General features: G+C 43.2%; 11 protein-coding genes, 9 tRNA genes and 7 rRNA genes. 2 read left to right on the forward strand and 25 right to left on the reverse strand.

Features of this window, described 5'->3' with window-relative positions; genetic code table 11:
• Nucleotides 1–114 precede the first annotated feature (114 nt).
• Complete coding sequence (locus SHYC_RS10775; protein ID WP_039647069.1) at nt 115–1320, forward strand: NupC/NupG family nucleoside CNT transporter; 1206 nt, start codon at nt 115–117, stop codon at nt 1318–1320.
• Between the two features lie 204 nt (nt 1321–1524).
• On the opposite strand, the gene pdxT is transcribed toward SHYC_RS10775, so the two are convergent.
• Both pdxT and pdxS read right to left on the reverse strand, forming a co-directional pair.
• Entirely contained in the window at nt 1525–2085 is a 561-nt protein-coding gene (pdxT, locus tag SHYC_RS10780; protein ID WP_039647071.1) for a pyridoxal 5'-phosphate synthase glutaminase subunit PdxT, read from the reverse strand.
• A 1-nt stretch (nt 2086) separates the two neighbouring features.
• On the reverse strand, nt 2087–2974 hold the full coding sequence (pdxS, locus tag SHYC_RS10785) for a pyridoxal 5'-phosphate synthase lyase subunit PdxS (protein WP_039647073.1): 888 nt from the start codon (nt 2972–2974) through the stop codon (nt 2087–2089).
• Nucleotides 2975–3083: 109 nt separating this feature from the next.
• On the opposite strand from pdxS, the gene pdxR reads away from it, so the two are divergent.
• Entirely contained in the window at nt 3084–4499 is a 1416-nt protein-coding gene (gene pdxR, locus SHYC_RS10790; protein ID WP_052257852.1) for a MocR-like pyridoxine biosynthesis transcription factor PdxR, read from the forward strand.
• A gap of 82 nt (nt 4500–4581) precedes the next feature.
• Here pdxR and SHYC_RS10795 read toward each other — a convergent pair whose 3' ends face one another.
• The 23 genes from SHYC_RS10795 to cysK all read right to left on the reverse strand — a co-directional run bounded on the left by SHYC_RS10795 (nt 4582) and on the right by cysK (nt 23841).
• Entirely contained in the window at nt 4582–6507 is a 1926-nt protein-coding gene (locus SHYC_RS10795) for an FUSC family protein (protein WP_039647739.1), read from the reverse strand.
• 136 nt (nt 6508–6643) lie between these two features.
• Nucleotides 6644–6758, reverse strand: a 5S ribosomal RNA gene (gene rrf, locus SHYC_RS10800).
• A gap of 152 nt (nt 6759–6910) precedes the next feature.
• A 23S ribosomal RNA gene (locus SHYC_RS10805) occupies nt 6911–9837 on the reverse strand.
• 293 nt (nt 9838–10130) lie between these two features.
• Nucleotides 10131–10207 (reverse strand) — tRNA-Ile (locus SHYC_RS10810).
• 98 nt (nt 10208–10305) lie between these two features.
• A 16S ribosomal RNA gene (locus SHYC_RS10815) occupies nt 10306–11857 on the reverse strand.
• A gap of 234 nt (nt 11858–12091) precedes the next feature.
• A 5S ribosomal RNA gene (rrf, locus tag SHYC_RS10820) occupies nt 12092–12206 on the reverse strand.
• 152 nt (nt 12207–12358) lie between these two features.
• Nucleotides 12359–15285, reverse strand: a 23S ribosomal RNA gene (locus tag SHYC_RS10825).
• A 377-nt stretch (nt 15286–15662) separates the two neighbouring features.
• Nucleotides 15663–17214 (reverse strand): 16S ribosomal RNA (locus SHYC_RS10830).
• A 134-nt stretch (nt 17215–17348) separates the two neighbouring features.
• A tRNA-Ala gene (locus SHYC_RS10835) sits at nt 17349–17424 on the reverse strand.
• Nucleotides 17425–17444: 20 nt separating this feature from the next.
• Nucleotides 17445–17518, reverse strand: a tRNA-Pro gene (locus SHYC_RS10840).
• A 10-nt stretch (nt 17519–17528) separates the two neighbouring features.
• Nucleotides 17529–17605, reverse strand: a tRNA-Arg gene (locus SHYC_RS10845).
• An 8-nt stretch (nt 17606–17613) separates the two neighbouring features.
• Nucleotides 17614–17702: transfer RNA gene (locus SHYC_RS10850), tRNA-Leu, on the reverse strand.
• A gap of 8 nt (nt 17703–17710) precedes the next feature.
• A tRNA-Gly gene (locus SHYC_RS10855) sits at nt 17711–17785 on the reverse strand.
• Nucleotides 17786–17803: 18 nt separating this feature from the next.
• Nucleotides 17804–17876, reverse strand: a tRNA-Lys gene (locus SHYC_RS10860).
• 7 nt (nt 17877–17883) lie between these two features.
• Nucleotides 17884–17959 (reverse strand) — tRNA-Thr (locus tag SHYC_RS10865).
• 4 nt (nt 17960–17963) lie between these two features.
• Nucleotides 17964–18039: transfer RNA gene (locus tag SHYC_RS10870), tRNA-Val, on the reverse strand.
• 9 nt (nt 18040–18048) lie between these two features.
• A 5S ribosomal RNA gene (rrf, locus tag SHYC_RS10875) occupies nt 18049–18163 on the reverse strand.
• The 16S, 23S and 5S rRNA genes sit together here with 9 tRNA genes alongside, the layout of an rRNA operon.
• A gap of 406 nt (nt 18164–18569) precedes the next feature.
• Nucleotides 18570–20057: a lysine--tRNA ligase gene (gene lysS / locus SHYC_RS10880; protein ID WP_039647076.1), complete on the reverse strand. Its 1488-nt coding sequence runs from the start codon at nt 20055–20057 to the stop codon at nt 18570–18572.
• Between the two features lie 18 nt (nt 20058–20075).
• On the reverse strand, nt 20076–21071 hold the full coding sequence (gene dusB, locus SHYC_RS10885; protein WP_039647078.1) for a tRNA dihydrouridine synthase DusB: 996 nt from the start codon (nt 21069–21071) through the stop codon (nt 20076–20078).
• A gap of 85 nt (nt 21072–21156) precedes the next feature.
• On the reverse strand, nt 21157–21636 hold the full coding sequence (folK, locus tag SHYC_RS10890) for a 2-amino-4-hydroxy-6-hydroxymethyldihydropteridine diphosphokinase (protein ID WP_039647079.1): 480 nt from the start codon (nt 21634–21636) through the stop codon (nt 21157–21159).
• Nucleotides 21629–22000, reverse strand: coding sequence for a dihydroneopterin aldolase (folB, locus tag SHYC_RS10895; RefSeq protein WP_039647081.1), 372 nt, complete (start codon nt 21998–22000; stop codon nt 21629–21631). Before folB ends, folK begins: the two co-directional genes overlap by 8 nt.
• Complete coding sequence (gene folP / locus SHYC_RS10900) at nt 21990–22781, reverse strand: dihydropteroate synthase (protein ID WP_039647083.1); 792 nt, start codon at nt 22779–22781, stop codon at nt 21990–21992. The genes folB and folP overlap by 11 nt, the downstream gene beginning before the upstream one ends.
• A gap of 130 nt (nt 22782–22911) precedes the next feature.
• The gene (gene cysK / locus SHYC_RS10905; protein ID WP_039647085.1) at nt 22912–23841 is read right to left on the reverse strand and encodes a cysteine synthase A; all 930 of its coding nucleotides are present in this window, start codon (nt 23839–23841) and stop codon (nt 22912–22914) included.
• Nucleotides 23842–23877 lie beyond the last annotated feature (36 nt).

The following is a 23877-nucleotide window of genomic DNA, read 5'->3' on the forward strand; positions in this document are numbered from 1 at the left end:
CCTTTTTCAACCAATTTGATTATAAGTGACATAAAATTGTTATGTTACTGCTTACATATTTGGTGTATGATAGTCTTAGTAAATATTTATAAATTAGACAGAGGTGTTTATTTCATGCACATTTTAATTGGGATAGTCGGAATTCTTGTGTTTTTGGGGTTAGCTTGGATTGCAAGTTCTGACAAGAAAAATGTTCGTTGGCATTACATTGGTTTAATGTTGGTCATCCAAATGATATTAGCCTTTATTTTATTAAAGACTACCATTGGTATTACCATTGTGGGAGGCATCGCAAATGGTTTTGCGTACTTGTTGAAACAAGCTGCAGAAGGTGTGAACTTCGTATTCGGTGGTTTGGCTAACGACGGCGCAATGTCATTTTTCTTAAACGTTTTACTTCCTATCGTATTTATTTCAGCATTAATTGGTATTATGCAATACTTAAAGATTTTACCAGTCATTATTAATGTTTTAGGATTTTTAATTTCAAAAGTAAATGGTATGGGGCGTCTAGAGTCATACAATGCTGTTGCATCAGCAATTTTAGGTCAATCAGAAGTATTTATTTCACTTAAAAAACAACTTCCTTACATTCCGAAACATCGTTTATACACATTAACAGCATCAGCGATGTCAACAGTATCGGCATCGATTATCGGGGCTTATTTCACGATGGTAAAACCTGAGTATGTCGTTACAGCAGTCGTTTTAAACTTATTTGGCGGTTTTATTGTAGCCTCAATTGTAAACCCTTACAAAGTAAATGAAAAAGACGACAAATTATTAATAGACGAAGAGAAAAAGCAACAATCATTCTTTGAAATGTTGGGAGAATATATTTTAGATGGTTTCAAAGTTGCAGTGATTGTTGGTGCAATGTTAATCGGTTATATTGCTTTAATCACTTTCTTAAACAGTACAATTGGTGGTATTATCCACTTCGTTTCTGGTGGTACATTAAGTTGGAACTTCCAAACATTAATTGGGTTCATCTTCGCACCGCTTGCCTTCTTAACAGGTATTCCATGGAGCGATGCAGTGGATGCTGGATCAATTATGGCAACAAAGTTATTATCAAATGAATTCGTAGCAATGACAGAACTTGGTAAAGCTAGTGGATTATCAGAACGTGCACTCGGCATCGTTTCTGTATTCTTAGTATCATTCGCTAACTTTAGTTCTATCGGTATCATTTCAGGTGCCATCAAGTCATTAAATGACGAAAAAGGTGACGTAGTTGCCCGCTTCGGTCTTAAATTGTTATTTGGTGCAACACTTGTTTCATTTATTTCAGCTACAATTGCAGGATTCTTTATTTAAATCTAAATGGTTTAACATCTTTCAATATTTGAGCGGTAGTACGAATAGATGACTTTATAGCGTAAACAGGACTGGTATATTGTATTTTACATTTTGTCAGTCCTGTTTTTCTTTATATATTAAAAAGCGCAATCATCTCTATGATAAAAATATCATAAAGAGATGATGCGCCTTTGCATGTTTATATTTGATAAACCAATGAATTTAAGCTTTTGCAACGATGTCATTAATGAAATAATGCATCATACTATAATCGTCAGTCAGCTCAGGATGAAAAGACACCCCTAAATACTTTCCTTGACGTACCGCTATGATTTTATTATCGATGACACCAAGCACCTCTACTGAATTTTCAACAGATTGAATATGAGGCGCGCGAATAAATACACCTTCCACAGGCTTTTCTATACCTTTAATTGTTAAGTCCGCTTCGAAACTATCTACTTGGCGGCCAAACGAATTACGTTCGACGGTAATATCGAGTTTTTGAAGGTACCCTTCTTCCCCTACGATATCTTTCGCAAGGACGATTAGCCCTGCACATGTACCAAACATTGGCAAATCCGATTGCTGAAGTGCTTCTTTAAAACCATATAACGTCATTAAACGTCGTAACGTTGTAGATTCGCCACCTGGAATAATTAATCCATCAATCTCATTCAGTTGTTCTACTTTTTTTACATAAATACCTTCATGACCACTGTCTTCAATATGACGAATATGTTCACGAACTGCACCTTGTAAAGCGAGTACACCAATTTTCATCTTACCAACCACGCTCTTGCATACGTTCTTCTAATGAAAGCGAATTAATATCCAATCCTTTCATCGCTGTACCAAGATCTTTCGCTAACTTACCAATTAATTCATAATCCTGGTAATGTGTTGTCGCTTGCACAATCGCTTTAGCAAACGTTTCAGGATCTTCGGATTTGAATATACCAGAACCTACAAAGACACCATCGGCCCCTAATTCCATCATTAGTGCCGCATCTTGAGGTGTCGCCACACCACCTGCCGCAAAGTTAACAACTGGGAGGCGTCCTGTTGATTTGATGATTTTTAAAATATCATATGGCGCACCTAAGTTTTTCGCTTCTGTCATTAACTCATCATCGCTCATTACAGTAATGCGGTTCACTTCTTGATTCACTTGACGCATATGCCGAACTGCTTCAACAATGTTTCCTGTACCTGGTTCACCTTTCGTACGTAACATCGCCGCACCTTCACCAATACGGCGTGCCGCTTCACCTAAATTGCGACATCCACATACGAATGGAACAGTATAATCACTTTTCTTAAGGTGGAATACTTCATCCGCTGGTGTTAATACTTCAGACTCATCGATATAATCTACGCCCATCGCTTCTAACACACGTGCTTCTGTTATATGACCGATACGACATTTTGCCATGACTGGAATCGATACTGCATTCATCACTTCTTCTACAATTTTTGGATTACATGCACGTGCAACACCACCTGCTGCTCTAATGTCAGATGGTACACGCTCAAGAGCCATAACTGCAACAGCACCGGCTTCTTCCGCAATTTTAGCTTGTTCAGCGTTAACCACATCCATGATTACGCCACCTTTTTGCATTTCTGCCATACCGCGTTTAACGCGATCTGAACCTATTTGTTTAGACATATGAATAGTGCCCCCTTTTCGAATATACAAAAGTAGCTTATACTATAAACTGAACCTATAAAAGAGTCAGAAATAAACAAATTAAAGTGGTCAGTTTGGAGTGATAGCAATGGAAATGCTGATGTTTCATATCGATAAAGCCCTTGATCAACCCATTTATGTGCAACTCTATGACAATATTAAAGAAAGCATTATCGCAGGCACACTACGTGAAGGCGAAAAACTTCCTTCAAAACGACACTTAAGTCAGTATTTGTCAGTGAGTCAAACTACAATCGAACATGCCTATTTACAATTAATAGATGAAGGGTTTATTGTAAGTAGACCGAAATCTGGATATTATGTGAGTGATATTGAATCTTTACCATTTATCGCAAGGCCTTCACAAGCACAGGTCTCAGTTCAAGCACCTAATCAGGATGACATGACTCACCAATTTCGCTTTCAATTAGGTGCAATTGATCAAGCACACTTTCCTTTTGATATTTTAAGAAAATTTGCTAAAGAAGCATTTGAAGATTTACAACACCATCTCGTTGAAACAGGACATAAACAAGGAGATTATGCATTACGTAAAGAAATCAGCCATTATCTTTTTCACAGTCGTGGTGTACAAGCCACTCCAGAACAAGTGATTGTCGCATCTTCGACCGATCAAATATTATCAATCATAACAGATTTATTATCACCTAAAAGTCATTATCTTTTAGAAGACCCTTTATACCCTCAAGTCCATCAATTGTTAAAACGCAAACACATTCATTATTCTTTTCTTAATGTACATCATGATGGATTACGTGTTGAAGGACATTTTGGCGAAAAAGATGTGGTTTATATTACACCAAGTCATCAATTTCCTACAGGTGTAACAATGACGCTCAAACGACGGATTGCCTTGTTGAAATGGGCACAAGACAAACCATCCCGTTTTATTATTGAGGATGACTATGACTCAGAGTTTCGTTTCGAAGGTAAACCCATTCCTGCACTACAAAGTTTAGACCAATCAGGAAGCGTCATTTATGTCAGTACGTTTTCGAAATCTATCGCACCATCTATTCGTATCGCCTATGCTGTCTTACCTGAGGCACTTCAAAAAAAATATCAGCAAACACTTAATATTGAAGGCGGGAGTGTACCAAGACATACACAATATATGGTCAGTCAATTTATGGCGTCCCATCATTTCGAACGTCACCTTAACAGAATGCGAAAAATATATCGTCAAAAACGAGATAAATTAATCTCAATTTTACGCCAATACCCAGAAGTTATCAGTATTTCCGGAGACATGACAGGTATGCATTTTGTGATTACAATTAAAAATGGCTGGACTGAAGCCAAATGTATCGATCAGTTTCATCGCCATAGTATTGCATTAAAACCTTTATCCGCCTATTGTTACCATTCAAAATCAGCAACACCACAATTTGTATTAGGTTTTGGAGGCATCCCGATGGAAGACGTTGAAGCACATGCTACACAGTTACTGAAGAGTCTAGAAATAGAAGATACTTCTAATTAAAAATACAAAAACCGTTCAGCCCCTTGACTGCAGGGGTTAAACGGTTTTTGTATTTTATGTAGCCACATAGTTTTAGTCGTTTTTAATCTTTTAATAAATGCGGATTTCTTTCATTTTGATAATCATATAGTTCAATTTCTTGAAGTTGCATTAAAAAGTGACGCAATTGCACATAATGTTTCAGTTCAGGTAAATCAATGATGTTACTATGATATTTGCCACACTCAAATAATTTCGCAATGTTTTCAAAGACGACCAAATAATCACCTAATGCACGGTCATCCAAATAAACGCCACGATCATCATGTAAAATTTGCGTGAGCTTAAAATGAATTTGTTGCAGTAAAAATATGGCTGGATAATAATATTGGGTTCGTTTATGATTAGACGATATTTCACCGTAAGCCCGATTATACATCATTTCCATATTCTCTACTTTTAGTTTCATACGCATCTTATCTTTACGTGGATTGTATGCTTTATATGTTTTGGGATATTGTTGATTTGAAAACACATAATGAAAAATCTGTGCTTCCACACGTGCCACTTCCGCCATAATCTCAGGTAAGTGTCTCGAAGCAATATGACGTCCAATAAGGAGTACCCCTATGACAGCTATAAGAATTCCTACCGTTGTATCTAAAAACCGAGGTATCGCGATCATCGGCGTAAACACCCCTTGCGCCAGCCCACTAAGCAATAAAACTTGGGATGTAATAGTAATCATCGCAAGTGCATAATTTGCACCTACCAAGGCCTCAGTCATAGCTCCACTTAAGGCAAGTAACACAATCACCACACCAATATGCGGCTCTAAACTTAGAAAACCGGCCGTTAGTATCACACCGACCATTGTACCAAGCCAACGAGCCAACGCTCGCTGTAGACTCGCAACATTGGTAACACCGATAAGCACTGTATGTGCACTTAAAGGCACCCAATACGCACGTTCAAGATTAAATACAAGCGCGACTAAGATAGATACACCCATAATTAATGAATATTTCATTGTCGCCACAAAAGCCGCTGATTCAGGTGTGAGATGATTGAGAAGACGATGTTTATACTGAGGCGAACGAATTTCTATATTCTCTTTCACTTTAATGTCTGTAGAAGCTAATGTTTCATCTATTTTAAATATCAACATCACTAACTCATCAAATTTCCCGTCAATTTCAATACGTTTTTTCCACATTTTACGTTTTTCATTTGGATGAACAACCGCATTGCTGACATGGTCTATCATATCTTTGATCACTGAGGGCATCGGACGAATACCTTTTGCGTTCAATTCCAGCAGTTCTGAATAGACCCCTTCTGCCCATTGATGTAATAGCACCGCTCTTTGATAAGCAACAGACCGTTTTTGTAATGATGAGCCTGTCGTGTTTAAAGTTTCGGAAGTCGCTATAAACGTCTTAACCGCGACTTTCGTTAAATCATTAAATTGTGCTTGGTCATTAAACTGATGCACCAACTTTTGTAATAGTTGGTACTCATTTTTAATCGCATTCGCTTCATGAGTATCACGTTTCAACCAATAATCTACTACAATAACGATGAGTGATAGTAACCCCCCAACCCCCACCATGGCGCCGCGATATAAAAAATCTTCCGGCTGTTGCGGCATGACTAAAGACAGACTATAAGCAATGATAAAAAAAGTAGAAGACGGTCCTGGTACATTAAGCGTCGTAAAAATATAATACGGAATGACCGAAAAGACAAGTAAAAAAATCGCAAACACAATGGAATTTCCAGACGTCAAAGTACCTAGCATCATCGCAATGACAAAACTAAACGACGTCAATGACACGATACGCATGCGTGAGGTAAATGTCCAATCAAACGCATAAACATGTGCGAGTGTCCCAATCGTTATGAGTAATGCTGAAGGAAAATCATTAAATAATAGCCCATATAGTAAAGGAATGAACATGAGCATTCCTTGACGTAATCCTTTTCGAATATCTATCTTTTTCTTATCAATAAATGTGAGTTGCTTCATATACCCTTTCAATATTATTCACCTAAACTCTCTTGATATTTATACACGTCATCTTCTATTAGAATATCATTTTTAGATAAAAAAAAAAGAGACCTCTCGGTCTCGATTCGGCTCATCGCATCACTTAATGATGTTTGCTTGGCAACGTCCTACTCTCGCGGAACGTAAGTCCGACTACCATCGGCGCTAAAGAGCTTAACTTCTGTGTTCGGCATGGGAACAGGTGTGGCCTCTTTGCTATTGTCACCAAACAATGTTTTACTTCGTGTCAAACGTTCGCATTTGTAAAATACGAGATGTCTCAAACATTCGCATTCGAACATGTCACTTCGTAAAATGAATGATTATACATTCAAAACTAGATAGTAAGTATTGTTTCACAAGCATCACCTTATGAACTAAATTGATTAAGTCTTCGATCGATTAGTATTCGTCAGCTCCACGTATCGCTACGCTTCCACCTCGAACCTATTAACCTCATCATCTTTGAGGGATCTTATAACCGAAGTTGGGAAATCTCATCTTGAGGGGGGCTTCATGCTTAGATGCTTTCAGCACTTATCCCGTCCATACATAGCTACCCAGCTATGCCGTTGGCACGACAACTGGTACACCAGAGGTATGTCCATCCCGGTCCTCTCGTACTAAGGACAGCTCCTCTCAAATTTCCTACGCCCACGACGGATAGGGACCGAACTGTCTCACGACGTTCTGAACCCAGCTCGCGTACCGCTTTAATGGGCGAACAGCCCAACCCTTGGGACCGACTACAGCCCCAGGATGCGATGAGCCGACATCGAGGTGCCAAACCTCCCCGTCGATGTGAACTCTTGGGGGAGATAAGCCTGTTATCCCCGGGGTAGCTTTTATCCGTTGAGCGATGGCCCTTCCATGCGGAACCACCGGATCACTAAGTCCGTCTTTCGACCCTGCTCGACTTGTAGGTCTCGCAGTCAAGCTCCCTTATGCCTTTACACTCTATGAATGATTTCCAACCATTCTGAGGGAACCTTTGAGCGCCTCCGTTACTCTTTAGGAGGCGACCGCCCCAGTCAAACTGCCCGCCTGACACTGTCTCCCAACTCGATAAGAGTTGCGGGTTAGAAATCCAATACAATTAGGGTAGTATCCCACCAATGCCTCCACGTAAGCTAGCGCTCACGCTTCTAAGGCTCCTACCTATCCTGTACAAACTGTACCGAATTTCAATATCAGGCTACAGTAAAGCTCCACGGGGTCTTTCCGTCCTGTCGCGGGTAACCGGCATCTTCACCGGTACTATGATTTCACCGAGTCTCTCGTTGAGACAGTGCCCAAATCGTTACGCCTTTCGTGCGGGTCGGAACTTACCCGACAAGGAATTTCGCTACCTTAGGACCGTTATAGTTACGGCCGCCGTTTACTGGGGCTTCGATTCGTAGCTTCGCTAATGCTAACCACTCCTCTTAACCTTCCAGCACCGGGCAGGCGTCAGCCCCTATACGTCACCTTACGGTTTAGCAGAGACCTGTGTTTTTGATAAACAGTCGCTTGGGCCTATTCACTGCGGCTCTTCGAAGCGTGAACCTCAAAGAGCACCCCTTCTCCCGAAGTTACGGGGTCATTTTGCCGAGTTCCTTAACGAGAGTTCGCTCGCTCACCTTAGAATTCTCATCTTGACTACCTGTGTCGGTTTGCGGTACGGGCACCAATCTTCTAGCTAGAGGCTTTTCTTGGCAGTGTGAAATCAACGACTCGAAGAAAACATGTTTCTTCTCCCCATCACAGCTTGACCTTAATGAGTGCCGGATTTGCCTAACACTCAGTCTTACTGCTTAGACGTGCACTCCAACAGCACGCTTCGCCTATCCTACTGCGTCCCCCCATCGCTTAAAACGAATCATGGTGGTACAGGAATATCAACCTGTTATCCATCGCCTACGCCTGTCGGCCTCAGCTTAGGACCCGACTAACCCAGAGCGGACGAGCCTTCCTCTGGAAACCTTAGTCAATCGGTGGACGGGATTCTCACCCGTCTTTCGCTACTCACACCGGCATTCTCACTTCTAAGCGCTCCACATGTCCTTGCGATCATGCTTCAACGCCCTTAGAACGCTCTCCTACCATTGTCCTAAAGGACAATCCACAGCTTCGGTAATATGTTTAGCCCCGGTACATTTTCGGCGCAGTGTCACTCGACTAGTGAGCTATTACGCACTCTTTAAATGATGGCTGCTTCTAAGCCAACATCCTAGTTGTCTGGGCAACGCCACATCCTTTTCCACTTAACATATATTTTGGGACCTTAGCTGGTGGTCTGGGCTGTTTCCCTTTCGAACACGGACCTTATCACCCATGTTCTGACTCCCAAGTTAAATTATTTGGCATTCGGAGTTTGTCTGAATTCGGTAACCCGAGAGGGGCCCCTCGTCCAAACAGTGCTCTACCTCCAATAATCATCACTTGAGGCTAGCCCTAAAGCTATTTCGGAGAGAACCAGCTATCTCCAAGTTCGATTGGAATTTCTCCGCTACCCTCAGTTCATCCGCTCACTTTTCAACGTAAGTCGGTTCGGTCCTCCATTCAGTGTTACCTGAACTTCAACCTGACCAAGGGTAGATCACCTGGTTTCGGGTCTACGACCAAATACTCATTCGCCCTATTCAGACTCGCTTTCGCTACGGCTCCACATTTTCTGCTTAACCTTGCATCAGATCGTAACTCGCCGGTTCATTCTACAAAAGGCACGCCATCACCCATTAACGGGCTCTGACTACTTGTAAGCACACGGTTTCAAGTTCTCTTTCACTCCCCTTCCGGGGTACTTTTCACCTTTCCCTCACGGTACTGGTTCACTATCGGTCACTAGAGAGTATTTAGCCTTGGGAGATGGTCCTCCCAGATTCCGACGGAATTTCACGTGCTCCGCCGTACTCAGGATCCACTCAGGAGGGTATATGTTTTCGACTACAGGATTATTACCTTCTATGATTAACCTTTCCAGGTTATTCGTCTAACATATTCCTTTGTAACTCCGTACAGAGTGTCCTACAACCCCAACAAGCAAGCTTGTTGGTTTGGGCTCTTCCCGTTTCGCTCGCCGCTACTCAGGGAATCGATTTTTCTTTCTCTTCCTCCGGGTACTAAGATGTTTCAGTTCTCCGGGTCTACCTTCTCACATGCTATGTATTCACATGCGGATAACACGACATAACTCGTGCTGGGTTCCCCCATTCGGAAATCTCTGGATCACAGCTTACTTACAGCTCCCCAAAGCATATCGTCGTTAGTAACGTCCTTCATCGGCTTCTAGTGCCAAGGCATCCACCGTGCGCCCTTAATAACTTAATCTAAACGTGTTGATAAGCGTTCGCATTCTGCTTCATCACGGCACAAATCGCTCAGTTACTTAAAAAAGTAAGCGCCTTCGCTCTTGTTTGTGATTCATAGACTGACAAACGCTTTCAATTCACGTTTATCGTATCTATAACATATGCACTACTTACCATCCACCAGTTATTAATTATTGTGAGTCGTCTGTCGACGACTAGCGATAATTTTTTGTTTCAAGCTTTTCGCTTGTCACTCGGTTTTGCTTGGTAAAATCTATACTTACTTATCTAGTTTTCAATGTACAAAATAAATGGTGGGCCTAAGTGGACTCGAACCACCGACCTCACGCTTATCAGGCGTGCGCTCTAACCAGCTGAGCTATAGGCCCATAATTTGAATTCTCAATAAATGAGCATTCAAAACTGAATACAATATGTCTCCGTTATTCCGTATCGCCTAAGACGATATTCCGTATATTATCCTTAGAAAGGAGGTGATCCAGCCGCACCTTCCGATACGGCTACCTTGTTACGACTTCACCCCAATCATTTGTCCCACCTTCGACGGCTAGCTCCAAAATGGTTACTCCACCGGCTTCGGGTGTTACAAACTCTCGTGGTGTGACGGGCGGTGTGTACAAGACCCGGGAACGTATTCACCGTAGCATGCTGATCTACGATTACTAGCGATTCCAGCTTCATGTAGTCGAGTTGCAGACTACAATCCGAACTGAGAACAACTTTATGGGATTTGCTTGACCTCGCGGTTTTGCTGCCCTTTGTATTGTCCATTGTAGCACGTGTGTAGCCCAAATCATAAGGGGCATGATGATTTGACGTCATCCCCACCTTCCTCCGGTTTGTCACCGGCAGTCAACTTAGAGTGCCCAACTTAATGATGGCAACTAAGCTTAAGGGTTGCGCTCGTTGCGGGACTTAACCCAACATCTCACGACACGAGCTGACGACAACCATGCACCACCTGTCATTTTGTCCTCCGAAGAGGAAAACTCTATCTCTAGAGCGATCAAAAGATGTCAAGATTTGGTAAGGTTCTTCGCGTTGCTTCGAATTAAACCACATGCTCCACCGCTTGTGCGGGTCCCCGTCAATTCCTTTGAGTTTCAGTCTTGCGACCGTACTCCCCAGGCGGAGTGCTTAATGCGTTAGCTGCAGCACTAAGGGGCGGAAACCCCCTAACACTTAGCACTCATCGTTTACGGCGTGGACTACCAGGGTATCTAATCCTGTTTGATCCCCACGCTTTCGCACCTCAGCGTCAGTTACAGACCAGAAAGCCGCCTTCGCCACTGGTGTTCCTCCATATCTCTGCGCATTTCACCGCTACACATGGAATTCCACTTTCCTCTTCTGCACTCAAGTTTTCCAGTTTCCAATGACCCTCCACGGTTGAGCCGTGGGCTTTCACATCAGACTTAAAAAACCGCCTACGCGCGCTTTACGCCCAATAATTCCGGATAACGCTTGCCACCTACGTATTACCGCGGCTGCTGGCACGTAGTTAGCCGTGGCTTTCTGGTTAGGTACCGTCAAGATGTGCACAGTTACTTACACATATGTTCTTCCCTAACAACAGAGCTTTACGATCCGAAGACCTTCATCACTCACGCGGCGTTGCTCCGTCAGGCTTTCGCCCATTGCGGAAGATTCCCTACTGCTGCCTCCCGTAGGAGTCTGGACCGTGTCTCAGTTCCAGTGTGGCCGATCACCCTCTCAGGTCGGCTACGTATCGTCGCCTTGGTAAGCCGTTACCTTACCAACTAGCTAATACGGCGCGGGTCCATCTATAAGTGACAGCAAGACCGTCTTTCACTGTTGAACCATGCGGTTCAACATGTTATCCGGCATTAGCCCCGGTTTCCCGGAGTTATTCCAGTCTTATAGGTAGGTTACCCACGTGTTACTCACCCGTCCGCCGCTAACGTCAAAGGAGCAAGCTCCTCATCTGTTCGCTCGACTTGCATGTATTAGGCACGCCGCCAGCGTTCATCCTGAGCCAGGATCAAACTCTCCATAAAAGAAGTAAGCTTGATATAGCTCGTTGATTGCTTAAGCCAATCACTCTTGAAAGTACGTTACGTACTCAAAATTATTGGAATTAACGTTGACATATTGTCATTCAGTTTTCAATGTTCATGTGTCAGTTCTTTTGACCCGACAAGAATTAATTATACAGACTTTCAAAGCGAAAGTCAACGCTTTTATTCAATTTTTCCAAAGAAAAAATGACCGCTAGGTCATGATAAAAGCTTGCTTGGCAACGTCCTACTCTCGCGGAACGTAAGTCCGACTACCATCGGCGCTAAAGAGCTTAACTTCTGTGTTCGGCATGGGAACAGGTGTGGCCTCTTTGCTATTGTCACCAAACAATGTTTTACTTCGTGTCAAACGTTCGCATTTGTAAAATACGAGATGTCTCAAACATTCGCATTCGAACATGTCACTTCGTAAAATGAATGATTATACATTCAAAACTAGATAGTAAGTATTGTTTCACAAGCATCACCTTATGAACTAAATTGATTAAGTCTTCGATCGATTAGTATTCGTCAGCTCCACGTATCGCTACGCTTCCACCTCGAACCTATTAACCTCATCATCTTTGAGGGATCTTATAACCGAAGTTGGGAAATCTCATCTTGAGGGGGGCTTCATGCTTAGATGCTTTCAGCACTTATCCCGTCCATACATAGCTACCCAGCTATGCCGTTGGCACGACAACTGGTACACCAGAGGTATGTCCATCCCGGTCCTCTCGTACTAAGGACAGCTCCTCTCAAATTTCCTACGCCCACGACGGATAGGGACCGAACTGTCTCACGACGTTCTGAACCCAGCTCGCGTACCGCTTTAATGGGCGAACAGCCCAACCCTTGGGACCGACTACAGCCCCAGGATGCGATGAGCCGACATCGAGGTGCCAAACCTCCCCGTCGATGTGAACTCTTGGGGGAGATAAGCCTGTTATCCCCGGGGTAGCTTTTATCCGTTGAGCGATGGCCCTTCCATGCGGAACCACCGGATCACTAAGTCCGTCTTTCGACCCTGCTCGACTTGTAGGTCTCGCAGTCAAGCTCCCTTATGCCTTTACACTCTATGAATGATTTCCAACCATTCTGAGGGAACCTTTGAGCGCCTCCGTTACTCTTTAGGAGGCGACCGCCCCAGTCAAACTGCCCGCCTGACACTGTCTCCCAACTCGATAAGAGTTGCGGGTTAGAAATCCAATACAATTAGGGTAGTATCCCACCAATGCCTCCACGTAAGCTAGCGCTCACGCTTCTAAGGCTCCTACCTATCCTGTACAAACTGTACCGAATTTCAATATCAGGCTACAGTAAAGCTCCACGGGGTCTTTCCGTCCTGTCGCGGGTAACCGGCATCTTCACCGGTACTATGATTTCACCGAGTCTCTCGTTGAGACAGTGCCCAAATCGTTACGCCTTTCGTGCGGGTCGGAACTTACCCGACAAGGAATTTCGCTACCTTAGGACCGTTATAGTTACGGCCGCCGTTTACTGGGGCTTCGATTCGTAGCTTCGCTAATGCTAACCACTCCTCTTAACCTTCCAGCACCGGGCAGGCGTCAGCCCCTATACGTCACCTTACGGTTTAGCAGAGACCTGTGTTTTTGATAAACAGTCGCTTGGGCCTATTCACTGCGGCTCTTCGAAGCGTGAACCTCAAAGAGCACCCCTTCTCCCGAAGTTACGGGGTCATTTTGCCGAGTTCCTTAACGAGAGTTCGCTCGCTCACCTTAGAATTCTCATCTTGACTACCTGTGTCGGTTTGCGGTACGGGCACCAATCTTCTAGCTAGAGGCTTTTCTTGGCAGTGTGAAATCAACGACTCGAAGAAAACATGTTTCTTCTCCCCATCACAGCTTGACCTTAATGAGTGCCGGATTTGCCTAACACTCAGTCTTACTGCTTAGACGTGCACTCCAACAGCACGCTTCGCCTATCCTACTGCGTCCCCCCATCGCTTAAAACGAATCATGGTGGTACAGGAATATCAACCTGTTATCCATCGCCTACGCCTGTCGGCCTCAGCTTAGGACCCGACTAACCCAGAGCGGACGAGCCTTCCTCTGGAAACCTTAGTCAATCGGTGGACGGGATTCTCACCCGTCTTTCGCTACTCACACCGGCATTCTCACTTCTAAGCGCTCCACATGTCCTTGCGATCATGCTTCAACGCCCTTAGAACGCTCTCCTACCATTGTCCTAAAGGACAATCCACAGCTTCGGTAATATGTTTAGCCCCGGTACATTTTCGGCGCAGTGTCACTCGACTAGTGAGCTATTACGCACTCTTTAAATGATGGCTGCTTCTAAGCCAACATCCTAGTTGTCTGGGCAACGCCACATCCTTTTCCACTTAACATATATTTTGGGACCTTAGCTGGTGGTCTGGGCTGTTTCCCTTTCGAACACGGACCTTATCACCCATGTTCTGACTCCCAAGTTAAATTATTTGGCATTCGGAGTTTGTCTGAATTCGGTAACCCGAGAGGGGCCCCTCGTCCAAACAGTGCTCTACCTCCAATAATCATCACTTGAGGCTAGCCCTAAAGCTATTTCGGAGAGAACCAGCTATCTCCAAGTTCGATTGGAATTTCTCCGCTACCCTCAGTTCATCCGCTCACTTTTCAACGTAAGTCGGTTCGGTCCTCCATTCAGTGTTACCTGAACTTCAACCTGACCAAGGGTAGATCACCTGGTTTCGGGTCTACGACCAAATACTCATTCGCCCTATTCAGACTCGCTTTCGCTACGGCTCCACATTTTCTGCTTAACCTTGCATCAGATCGTAACTCGCCGGTTCATTCTACAAAAGGCACGCCATCACCCATTAACGGGCTCTGACTACTTGTAAGCACACGGTTTCAAGTTCTCTTTCACTCCCCTTCCGGGGTACTTTTCACCTTTCCCTCACGGTACTGGTTCACTATCGGTCACTAGAGAGTATTTAGCCTTGGGAGATGGTCCTCCCAGATTCCGACGGAATTTCACGTGCTCCGCCGTACTCAGGATCCACTCAGGAGGGTATACGTTTTCGACTACAGGATTATTACCTTCTATGATTAACCTTTCCAGGTTATTCGTCTAACATATTCCTTTGTAACTCCGTACAGAGTGTCCTACAACCCCAACAAGCAAGCTTGTTGGTTTGGGCTCTTCCCGTTTCGCTCGCCGCTACTCAGGGAATCGATTTTTCTTTCTCTTCCTCCGGGTACTAAGATGTTTCAGTTCTCCGGGTCTACCTTCTCACATGCTATGTATTCACATGCGGATAACACGACATAACTCGTGCTGGGTTCCCCCATTCGGAAATCTCTGGATCACAGCTTACTTACAGCTCCCCAAAGCATATCGTCGTTAGTAACGTCCTTCATCGGCTTCTAGTGCCAAGGCATCCACCGTGCGCCCTTAATAACTTAATCTTTATGATGTTTTGGCAATCGTTTGCATTCGGCTTCATCGCGGCACAAATCACTCAGTTGCTTACGGAAGTAAGCGCCTTCGCTCTTGTTTGCGATTCATAGACTGACAAACGTTTTCAAAACATCTGTCATCCGAAGTAAACATTAACCAACATCCACCAGTTATTAATTATTGTGAGTCGTCTGTCGACGACTAGCGATAATTTTTTGTTTCAAGCTTTTCGCTTGTCACTCGGTTTTGCTTGGTAAAATCTATACTTACTTATCTAGTTTTCAATGTACAATGTTGAATCCTCAAAATGAGCATTCAAAACTGAATACAATATGTCTCCGTTATTCCGTATCGCCTAAGGCGATATTCCGTATATTATCCTTAGAAAGGAGGTGATCCAGCCGCACCTTCCGATACGGCTACCTTGTTACGACTTCACCCCAATCATTTGTCCCACCTTCGACGGCTAGCTCCAAAATGGTTACTCCACCGGCTTCGGGTGTTACAAACTCTCGTGGTGTGACGGGCGGTGTGTACAAGACCCGGGAACGTATTCACCGTAGCATGCTGATCTACGATTACTAGCGATTCCAGCTTCATGTAGTCGAGTTGCAGACTACAATCCGAACTGAGAACAACTTTATGGGATTTGCTTGACCTCGCGGTTTTGCTGCCCTTTGTATTGTCCATTGTAGCACGTGTGTAGCCCAAATCATAAGGGGCATGATGATTTGACGTCATCCCCACCTTCCTCCGGTTTGTCACCGGCAGTCAACTTAGAGTGCCCAACTTAATGATGGCAACTAAGCTTAAGGGTTGCGCTCGTTGCGGGACTTAACCCAACATCTCACGACACGAGCTGACGACAACCATGCACCACCTGTCATTTTGTCCTCCGAAGAGGAAAACTCTATCTCTAGAGCGATCAAAAGATGTCAAGATTTGGTAAGGTTCTTCGCGTTGCTTCGAATTAAACCACATGCTCCACCGCTTGTGCGGGTCCCCGTCAATTCCTTTGAGTTTCAGTCTTGCGACCGTACTCCCCAGGCGGAGTGCTTAATGCGTTAGCTGCAGCACTAAGGGGCGGAAACCCCCTAACACTTAGCACTCATCGTTTACGGCGTGGACTACCAGGGTATCTAATCCTGTTTGATCCCCACGCTTTCGCACCTCAGCGTCAGTTGCAGACCAGAAAGCCGCCTTCGCCACTGGTGTTCCTCCATATCTCTGCGCATTTCACCGCTACACATGGAATTCCACTTTCCTCTTCTGCACTCAAGTTTTCCAGTTTCCAATGACCCTCCACGGTTGAGCCGTGGGCTTTCACATCAGACTTAAAAAACCGCCTACGCGCGCTTTACGCCCAATAATTCCGGATAACGCTTGCCACCTACGTATTACCGCGGCTGCTGGCACGTAGTTAGCCGTGGCTTTCTGGTTAGGTACCGTCAAGATGTGCACAGTTACTTACACATATGTTCTTCCCTAACAACAGAGCTTTACGATCCGAAGACCTTCATCACTCACGCGGCGTTGCTCCGTCAGGCTTTCGCCCATTGCGGAAGATTCCCTACTGCTGCCTCCCGTAGGAGTCTGGACCGTGTCTCAGTTCCAGTGTGGCCGATCACCCTCTCAGGTCGGCTACGTATCGTCGCCTTGGTAAGCCGTTACCTTACCAACTAGCTAATACGGCGCGGGTCCATCTATAAGTGACAGCAAGACCGTCTTTCACTGTTGAACCATGCGGTTCAACATGTTATCCGGCATTAGCCCCGGTTTCCCGGAGTTATTCCAGTCTTATAGGTAGGTTACCCACGTGTTACTCACCCGTCCGCCGCTAACGTCAAAGGAGCAAGCTCCTCATCTGTTCGCTCGACTTGCATGTATTAGGCACGCCGCCAGCGTTCATCCTGAGCCAGGATCAAACTCTCCATAAAAGAAGTAAGCTTGATATAGCTCGTTGATTGCTTAAGCCAATCACTCTTGAAAGTACGTTACGTACTCAAAATTATTGGAATTAACGTTGACATATTGTCATTCAGTTTTCAATGTTCATGATTTTAAATAAAAATGGTGGAGACTAGCGGGATCGAACCGCTGACCTCCTGCGTGCAAAGCAGGCGCTCTCCCAGCTGAGCTAAGCCCCCATAAAGGTATTTCTAAGAAGTCGGGAAGACAGGATTTGAACCTGCGACCCCTTGGTCCCAAACCAAGTGCTCTACCAAGCTGAGCTACTTCCCGTTATTAAAAATGGCGCGCCCGATAGGAGTCGAACCCATAACCTCTTGATCCGTAGTCAAACGCTCTATCCAATTGAGCTACGGGCGCTATTAAAATGGTGCCGAGGACCGGAATCGAACCGGTACGGTGATCTCTCACCGCAGGATTTTAAGTCCTGTGCGTCTGCCAGTTCCGCCACCCCGGCAAAAATAATGGAGCAGAAGACGGGATTCGAACCCGCGACCCCAACCTTGGCAAGGTTGTATTCTACCGCTGAACTACTTCTGCTCAATAGTATTCGAATGATGAGCCATAGAGGATTCGAACCTCTGACCCTCTGATTAAAAGTCAGATGCTCTACCAACTGAGCTAATGGCTCATATAAATGGTGCCGGCCAGAGGACTTGAACCCCCAACCTACTGATTACAAGTCAGTTGCTCTACCAATTGAGCTAGGCCGGCTAAATGGTGGAGAATGACGGGTTCGAACCGCCGACCCTCTGCTTGTAAGGCAGATGCTCTCCCAGCTGAGCTAATTCTCCAAAATAATTGCCTGGCAACGTCCTACTCTCGCGGAACGTAAGTCCGACTACCATCGGCGCTAAAGAGCTTAACTTCTGTGTTCGGCATGGGAACAGGTGTGACCTCTTTGCCATTGTCACCAGACAACGTTTTATTGTGTAGCTCATGTCGGCTACCTTTTTATAATACACAGTTTGCAAACACTTTTCAATAGTTAATTTTACACTTTCTTAAAGTTTTTTACAAACATTTTACTTTGTGTTGTCGCTTGTTTCGGCGACTTTTATATATTACATAATTTAAAGGTTAGTGTCAACACTTTAACAGCATTTTTTCAAAAACTTTTTCAACCATTTGTATAGGTGACATTTCAACGCTTTAACGTGCTCACTTTGAAATATTCTAAAGGGTTTCAATTAAAATATCAAGTGTTTTTTTAATGTTTATGTAAAAAACTTAATACAGCATTCATACATAAAAATAGTGACATGGTTTGTATGTCCACGTGTCTAAAGTGGCATACATTTAACCATGTCACACTATGTTTGTATTATTTTTGACGCATATAAGGGAATAATAGCACGTCACGAATAGATGGAGAATTCGTAAGCAACATCACTAATCGGTCAATACCGATACCTAACCCGCCAGTTGGTGGCATACCATATTCTAATGCCTCAATGAAATCATCGTCCATCTCATGCGCTTCATCATTACCTTGAGCTTTTTCGACAAGTTGCGCTTCAAAACGTTGACGTTGGTCGATTGGATCATTCAATTCTGTGAATGCATTCGCATGTTCACGACCCACAATAAACAATTCGAAACGATCTGTAAAACGTGGATCTTCTGGATTTTTCTTCGCTAATGGAGAGATTTCAATCGGATGACCATAAATAAACGTTGGTTGAATTAACGTTTCTTCTACTTTTTGTTCAAAGAATTCGTTTAAAATATGTCCGTATTTCATATTCTTGTCGACTTCAATGCCATGTTCTTTAGCTAAAGCATGTGCTTCTTCATCCGTTTTCACATCAAAGAAGTTAACACCTGTCGCTTCTTTAACTGCATCTACGATATGCAAACGGCGCCATTTTGGTTCTAATTCGATTGTGTTATCACCATATTGAATCGATGTTGTGCCTAATACTTTGCGTGCAATATGCGCTACTAACTCTTCAGTTAAGCTCATAATATCTTGATAATCTGCATAAGCTTCGTAAAGTTCAATCATTGTAAATTCAGGATTGTGACGTGTAGATACGCCTTCATTACGGAAGACACGACCTATTTCATATACTTTTTCTAAACCGCCAACAATTAAACGTTTTAAATGCAATTCGATCGCGATACGCATATATAATGTTGCATCTAACGCATTATGGTGTGTCACGAATGGACGTGCAGCAGCACCACCAGCAATTTGATGCATCATTGGTGTTTCGACTTCTAAGAAACCTTTATCATTTAAATATGATCGCATCTCTTGAATAATGCGACTACGGTTAATGAATGTTTCTGTGCTCTCTTCGTTTGTAATTAAATCTAAATAACGTTGACGGTAACGTTGTTCAATATCTTGTAAACCATGGTGTTTGTCCGGTAATGGACGCAATGATTTCGATAACAATTTAAATGATTTTGCCTTGACAGAAAGCTCACCTGTGTTTGTTTTAAACATTACACCTTCTACGCCGACAATATCGCCTAAATCTGCTGTATTCCAAACATTAAATTGGTCTTCTCCAACTTGGTCTTTACGTACATAAATTTGAATTTGGCCAGTTAAATCTTTAATATGTGCAAAACCAGCTTTACCTTTACCACGTTTTGTCATTAGTCGTCCTGCTATAACAGTATGGCTTTCCGCTTCTTTTTCTGCAAGTTCTTCTTTAGAAAATTCATCCCACGTCGCTTTCAATGATGTTGCGTCGCCTGTGCGCTCAAATTTTTCGCCAAATGGATCAATTCCTAAATCGCGTAATTCTTGTAGTTTTTGTCGACGGACCTGCATTTGGTCGTTCATTTCTTCTGACATGCTTACCTCTCCTTTTGTCTATACTTCTACTTTATTTTGTTGCGTGAGCATTTCATCTCGAAAATCAGTTAAGATTTCAATCATTTCTGCTTCGGTTTCAGCTTGATTTAAAGCTTTTCGTGCTTTCCCGTTGCCTCTGACACCTTTTAAGTACCAAGAAGCGTGTTTACGCATCTCCATTACACCCACTTTTTCGCCCTTTAGGTCAACAAGTCGACGTAAATGTAAGAGTGCAATTTCAACTTTATCATCTACTTCTGGCTCATCAATCAATTCGCCAGTTTCAAGATAATGTACGGTTCTATAAATCATCCATGGATTACCGAGTGCTTCACGACCAATCATTACGGCATCCACACCTGTTTCTTTCAGCATTTTTTCAGCAAGTTCGGGGCTTGTCACGTCACCATTTCCAATGACTGGAATATTAACAGCCTCTTTCACTTGGCGGATAATGTCCCAATCTGCCTTACCTTCATACATTTGTACGCGTGTACGGCCGTGTAGCGAAATCGCTGCTGCACCTGCACGCTCTGCCGCTTTCGCATTTTCAACAGCGTATATATGATCTTCATCCCAACCAATACGCATTTTACAAGTGACTGGTTTGCTCACACGTTCTGTTACAGCGGATACCATTTCATATATTTTATTAGGGTCAAGCAACCAACGCGCACCCGCTTCACATTTAATTATCTTTGAAACTGGGCATCCCATGTTAATATCAATAATATCAGCTGTCGTATTTTTATCTACGTATTCTGCCGCTTCAACAAGTGTTTCTTTTTCTCCACCAAAAATTTGTAGCGATAATGGACGTTCATTTTCATCGATGTATAACATTTTCATCGTTTTAGGATTGTTAAATAGAATCGCTTTATCACTCACCATTTCAGCACAGACAAGTCCTGCACCAAACTCTTTTACAGTCAAGCGAAATGCCGAATTACATACACCTGCCATGGGCGCAAGTACGACTCTATTTTCAATTTCGACGTCTCCTATTTTCCACATAAGGCGTGCCTCCAATAAATGCTTTATCTTTATAATTAGGCACTGATTCCAACGACATAAGTTGAATCTTGCCTAAATTAAATATTTAATTTTGATATTTTACAACAGTTTCGTCAGGTTGAACAAGGGATTGAATTGTTTTTTTACTCCGCGGTTCAATCACGTGTGCTGCGATTTCATTTAACGGTATCATCACAAACGCACGCGCTGTCATTCTTGGGTGTGGCACAATGAGCTGTTCTGACTCAATAATTTCATCTCCATAAAGTAACACATCAATGTCGATTGTTCTCGGACCCCAGCGCACTTCTCGTACGCGATGTAGCTCTTTTTCAATACGTAAACATTGATGCAACAATGCCTCTGGACTTAAAGTCGTTTTAATATGAAGGCATACATTCAAAAAGTCAGGTTGCTCGACATAGCCTACCGGTTTTGTTTCATACATAGAGGACATGTGTTGTACATGAATTCCCGTCACTTGATCCAAACGTTCTACCGCTGATTGTAATTGTTGTTCACGATCGCCAATATTACTTCCCAAACCTAAATAGACATCAATCATGATGATTCACCCTCACAATTTCAATACCTACACCATTATAAATACCATGAATAGGCGGGTTCTTTTTCGTAATTCTAACTTTCGTTTCCATTACACGATTATAGTGTGAATTTATACGCTTTGCAACACGTTCTGCGAGATATTCAAGTAAATTCACGGGTGGTCCTTCCATAATCGCTTTGACATCTTCATAGACCTCTCCATAGTGTACCGTATCTTCTACACGATCAGATTTACCCGCTTCAGACAAATCAACTTTCAGTTCAATATCCACTGCGAACACTTGTCCTATATCATTTTCAGCTGGCAGCGCACCATGGTATGCGTAGAATTCAAGTCCTTGTAAAAATATTTTATCGTTCATTTTCATATCCTTTCAACGCATCCATCGCTCTTGCTAGACGCGCATTCATTAATACGTTATGCACACGCACACCATCGACTCCTTTCATAATACCATACGCGGTGGTTGCCGCAGTCGCCTCATCACGTTCATCCACTTTATTCCCCCCGCCTAACAATTCTTTTATAAAACGTTTGCGACTCGTTGCGAGAAGTACTTTAAAACCTGTGGCAACCAGTTCATCTAGTCGTGCCATCACAATTTGTTCTTCTTGACGTGTTTTGGCAAAGCCAATGCCGGGGTCAAGCCATATCTTTTCTTTTGGAATACCCGCTAACATCGCTTTGTTTGCTTGTTTTAACAAAGTAACTAACATTTCATCCACGACAGGTGTGTCTCTTTTCCCATCACCATTGTGCATTAAAATAATCTCAGCGTGATATTTGGCGACAACCTCAAATAACGCTTCATCATATAAACCCGCCCATTGGTCATTAATGATGTGCGCACCCGCTTCAAGAGCCACTTCAGCAACTTCACTTCTAAATGTATCTACGGATATTTGCGCACCAATGCCATTTAAAGCCTTAACAACAGGCACCACACGTTGTAATTCTTCTTCGACCGTAACTTCTTCATGTCCTGGCCGCGTCGATACACCACCAACATCAATGATATGCGCACCTGCTTCAACCATTTGATGTGCATGTGCGACTGCTTTTTCAACATCATTATACTGACCGCCGTCTGAAAATGAATCAGGTGTCACATTTAAAATACCCATGATTTGTGTAGATTTCATGTTCGGTCATCCTTTCTCTATGAATACGACCATTATAGCAAATTTATAAGTCCTACGTGCGGTCCATAGGATGAATCATAAAAAAATGAGGATAAGACACATGTCTCACCCTCGTTTGTTGTACGCACAATTATTCAAAGTTGTATAACGGTGTTGATAAGTAACGTTCACCATTACTTGGCAACACTGTAACAACTGTTTTACCTTTGCCTAATTCTTTCGCTTTTTGAATCGCAGCAAAAATGGCTGCACCTGAAGAAATACCACCTAAAATACCTTCTTCTTTGGCAACACGACGAGAAGTTTCCATCGCCACCTCATTGCCTACTGTAATGACTTCATCATAAATGTCTGTGTTTAGCGTATCTGGAACGAACCCTGCACCTAAACCTTGTAATTTATGTGGCCCTGGCTCACCACCACTCAATACTGGGGAAGCTTCAGGTTCAATGGCTACAAGTTGAATATTTGGATATTTTTCTTTAAGCACTTTACCAGCACCTGATAACGTACCACCTGTACCAACACCAGCTAAAAATGCGTCAATTGTTTTACCTTCGAATTGTTCCACGAGCTCTGGACCAGTTGTAAGCTCATGCACTTTTGGATTCGCAGGGTTTTCAAATTGTTGTGGTTCAAAATAGCCGTATTCTTCTTTAAGTTCTTTTGCTTTTTTTATAGCACCTTTCATCGCTTCTGAACCTGGTGTTAAAACCAATTCTGCCCCGTACGCTTTTAATAAGTTACGACGTTCTTGGCTCATTGTTTCTGGCATTGTAAATACGGCTTTGTAACCTTTCGCTGCACATACAAAAGCTAAGCCGATGCCCGTATTCCCGCTTGTTGGTTCAACAATGGTGTCACCTGGTTTAATTTTGCCATCTTTCTCAGCTTGTTCAATCATAGCTAATGCAATACGATCTTTAACTGAACCACCTGGGTTTTGATATTCTAATTTCACATAAATATCTGCTGCATCTTCACCAGCTTGATGTCTTAATTTGACTACGGGTGTTTGGCCAATAATTTCAGTAATATTTTCTACAGGTTTTCTTACCATTTAAAACAACCTCACTTTAAATTAATATTCATACAC

The organism is Staphylococcus hyicus (assembly GCF_000816085.1).
GTDB lineage: Bacteria > Bacillota > Bacilli > Staphylococcales > Staphylococcaceae > Staphylococcus > Staphylococcus hyicus.

Bases quoted from the DNA above. Each gene is read 5' to 3' on its own strand.
- SHYC_RS10795 (WP_039647739.1), bottom strand. From the start codon at position 6,507: ATGAAGCAACTCACATTTATTGATAAGAAAAAGATAGATATTCGAAAA.
- pdxT (WP_039647071.1), bottom strand. From the start codon at position 2,085: ATGAAAATTGGTGTACTCGCTTTACAAGGTGCAGTTCGTGAACATATT.
- cysK (WP_039647085.1), bottom strand. From the start codon at position 23,841: ATGGTAAGAAAACCTGTAGAAAATATTACTGAAATTATTGGCCAAACA.
- folB (WP_039647081.1), bottom strand. From the start codon at position 22,000: ATGAACGATAAAATATTTTTACAAGGACTTGAATTCTACGCATACCAT.
- folK (WP_039647079.1), bottom strand. From the start codon at position 21,636: ATGATTGATGTCTATTTAGGTTTGGGAAGTAATATTGGCGATCGTGAA.
- lysS (WP_039647076.1), bottom strand. From the start codon at position 20,057: ATGTCAGAAGAAATGAACGACCAAATGCAGGTCCGTCGACAAAAACTA.
- SHYC_RS10775 (WP_039647069.1), top strand. From the start codon at position 115: ATGCACATTTTAATTGGGATAGTCGGAATTCTTGTGTTTTTGGGGTTA.
- dusB (WP_039647078.1), bottom strand. From the start codon at position 21,071: ATGTGGAAAATAGGAGACGTCGAAATTGAAAATAGAGTCGTACTTGCG.
- pdxR (WP_052257852.1), top strand. From the start codon at position 3,084: ATGGAAATGCTGATGTTTCATATCGATAAAGCCCTTGATCAACCCATT.
- pdxS (WP_039647073.1), bottom strand. From the start codon at position 2,974: ATGTCTAAACAAATAGGTTCAGATCGCGTTAAACGCGGTATGGCAGAA.
- folP (WP_039647083.1), bottom strand. From the start codon at position 22,781: ATGAAATCTACACAAATCATGGGTATTTTAAATGTGACACCTGATTCA.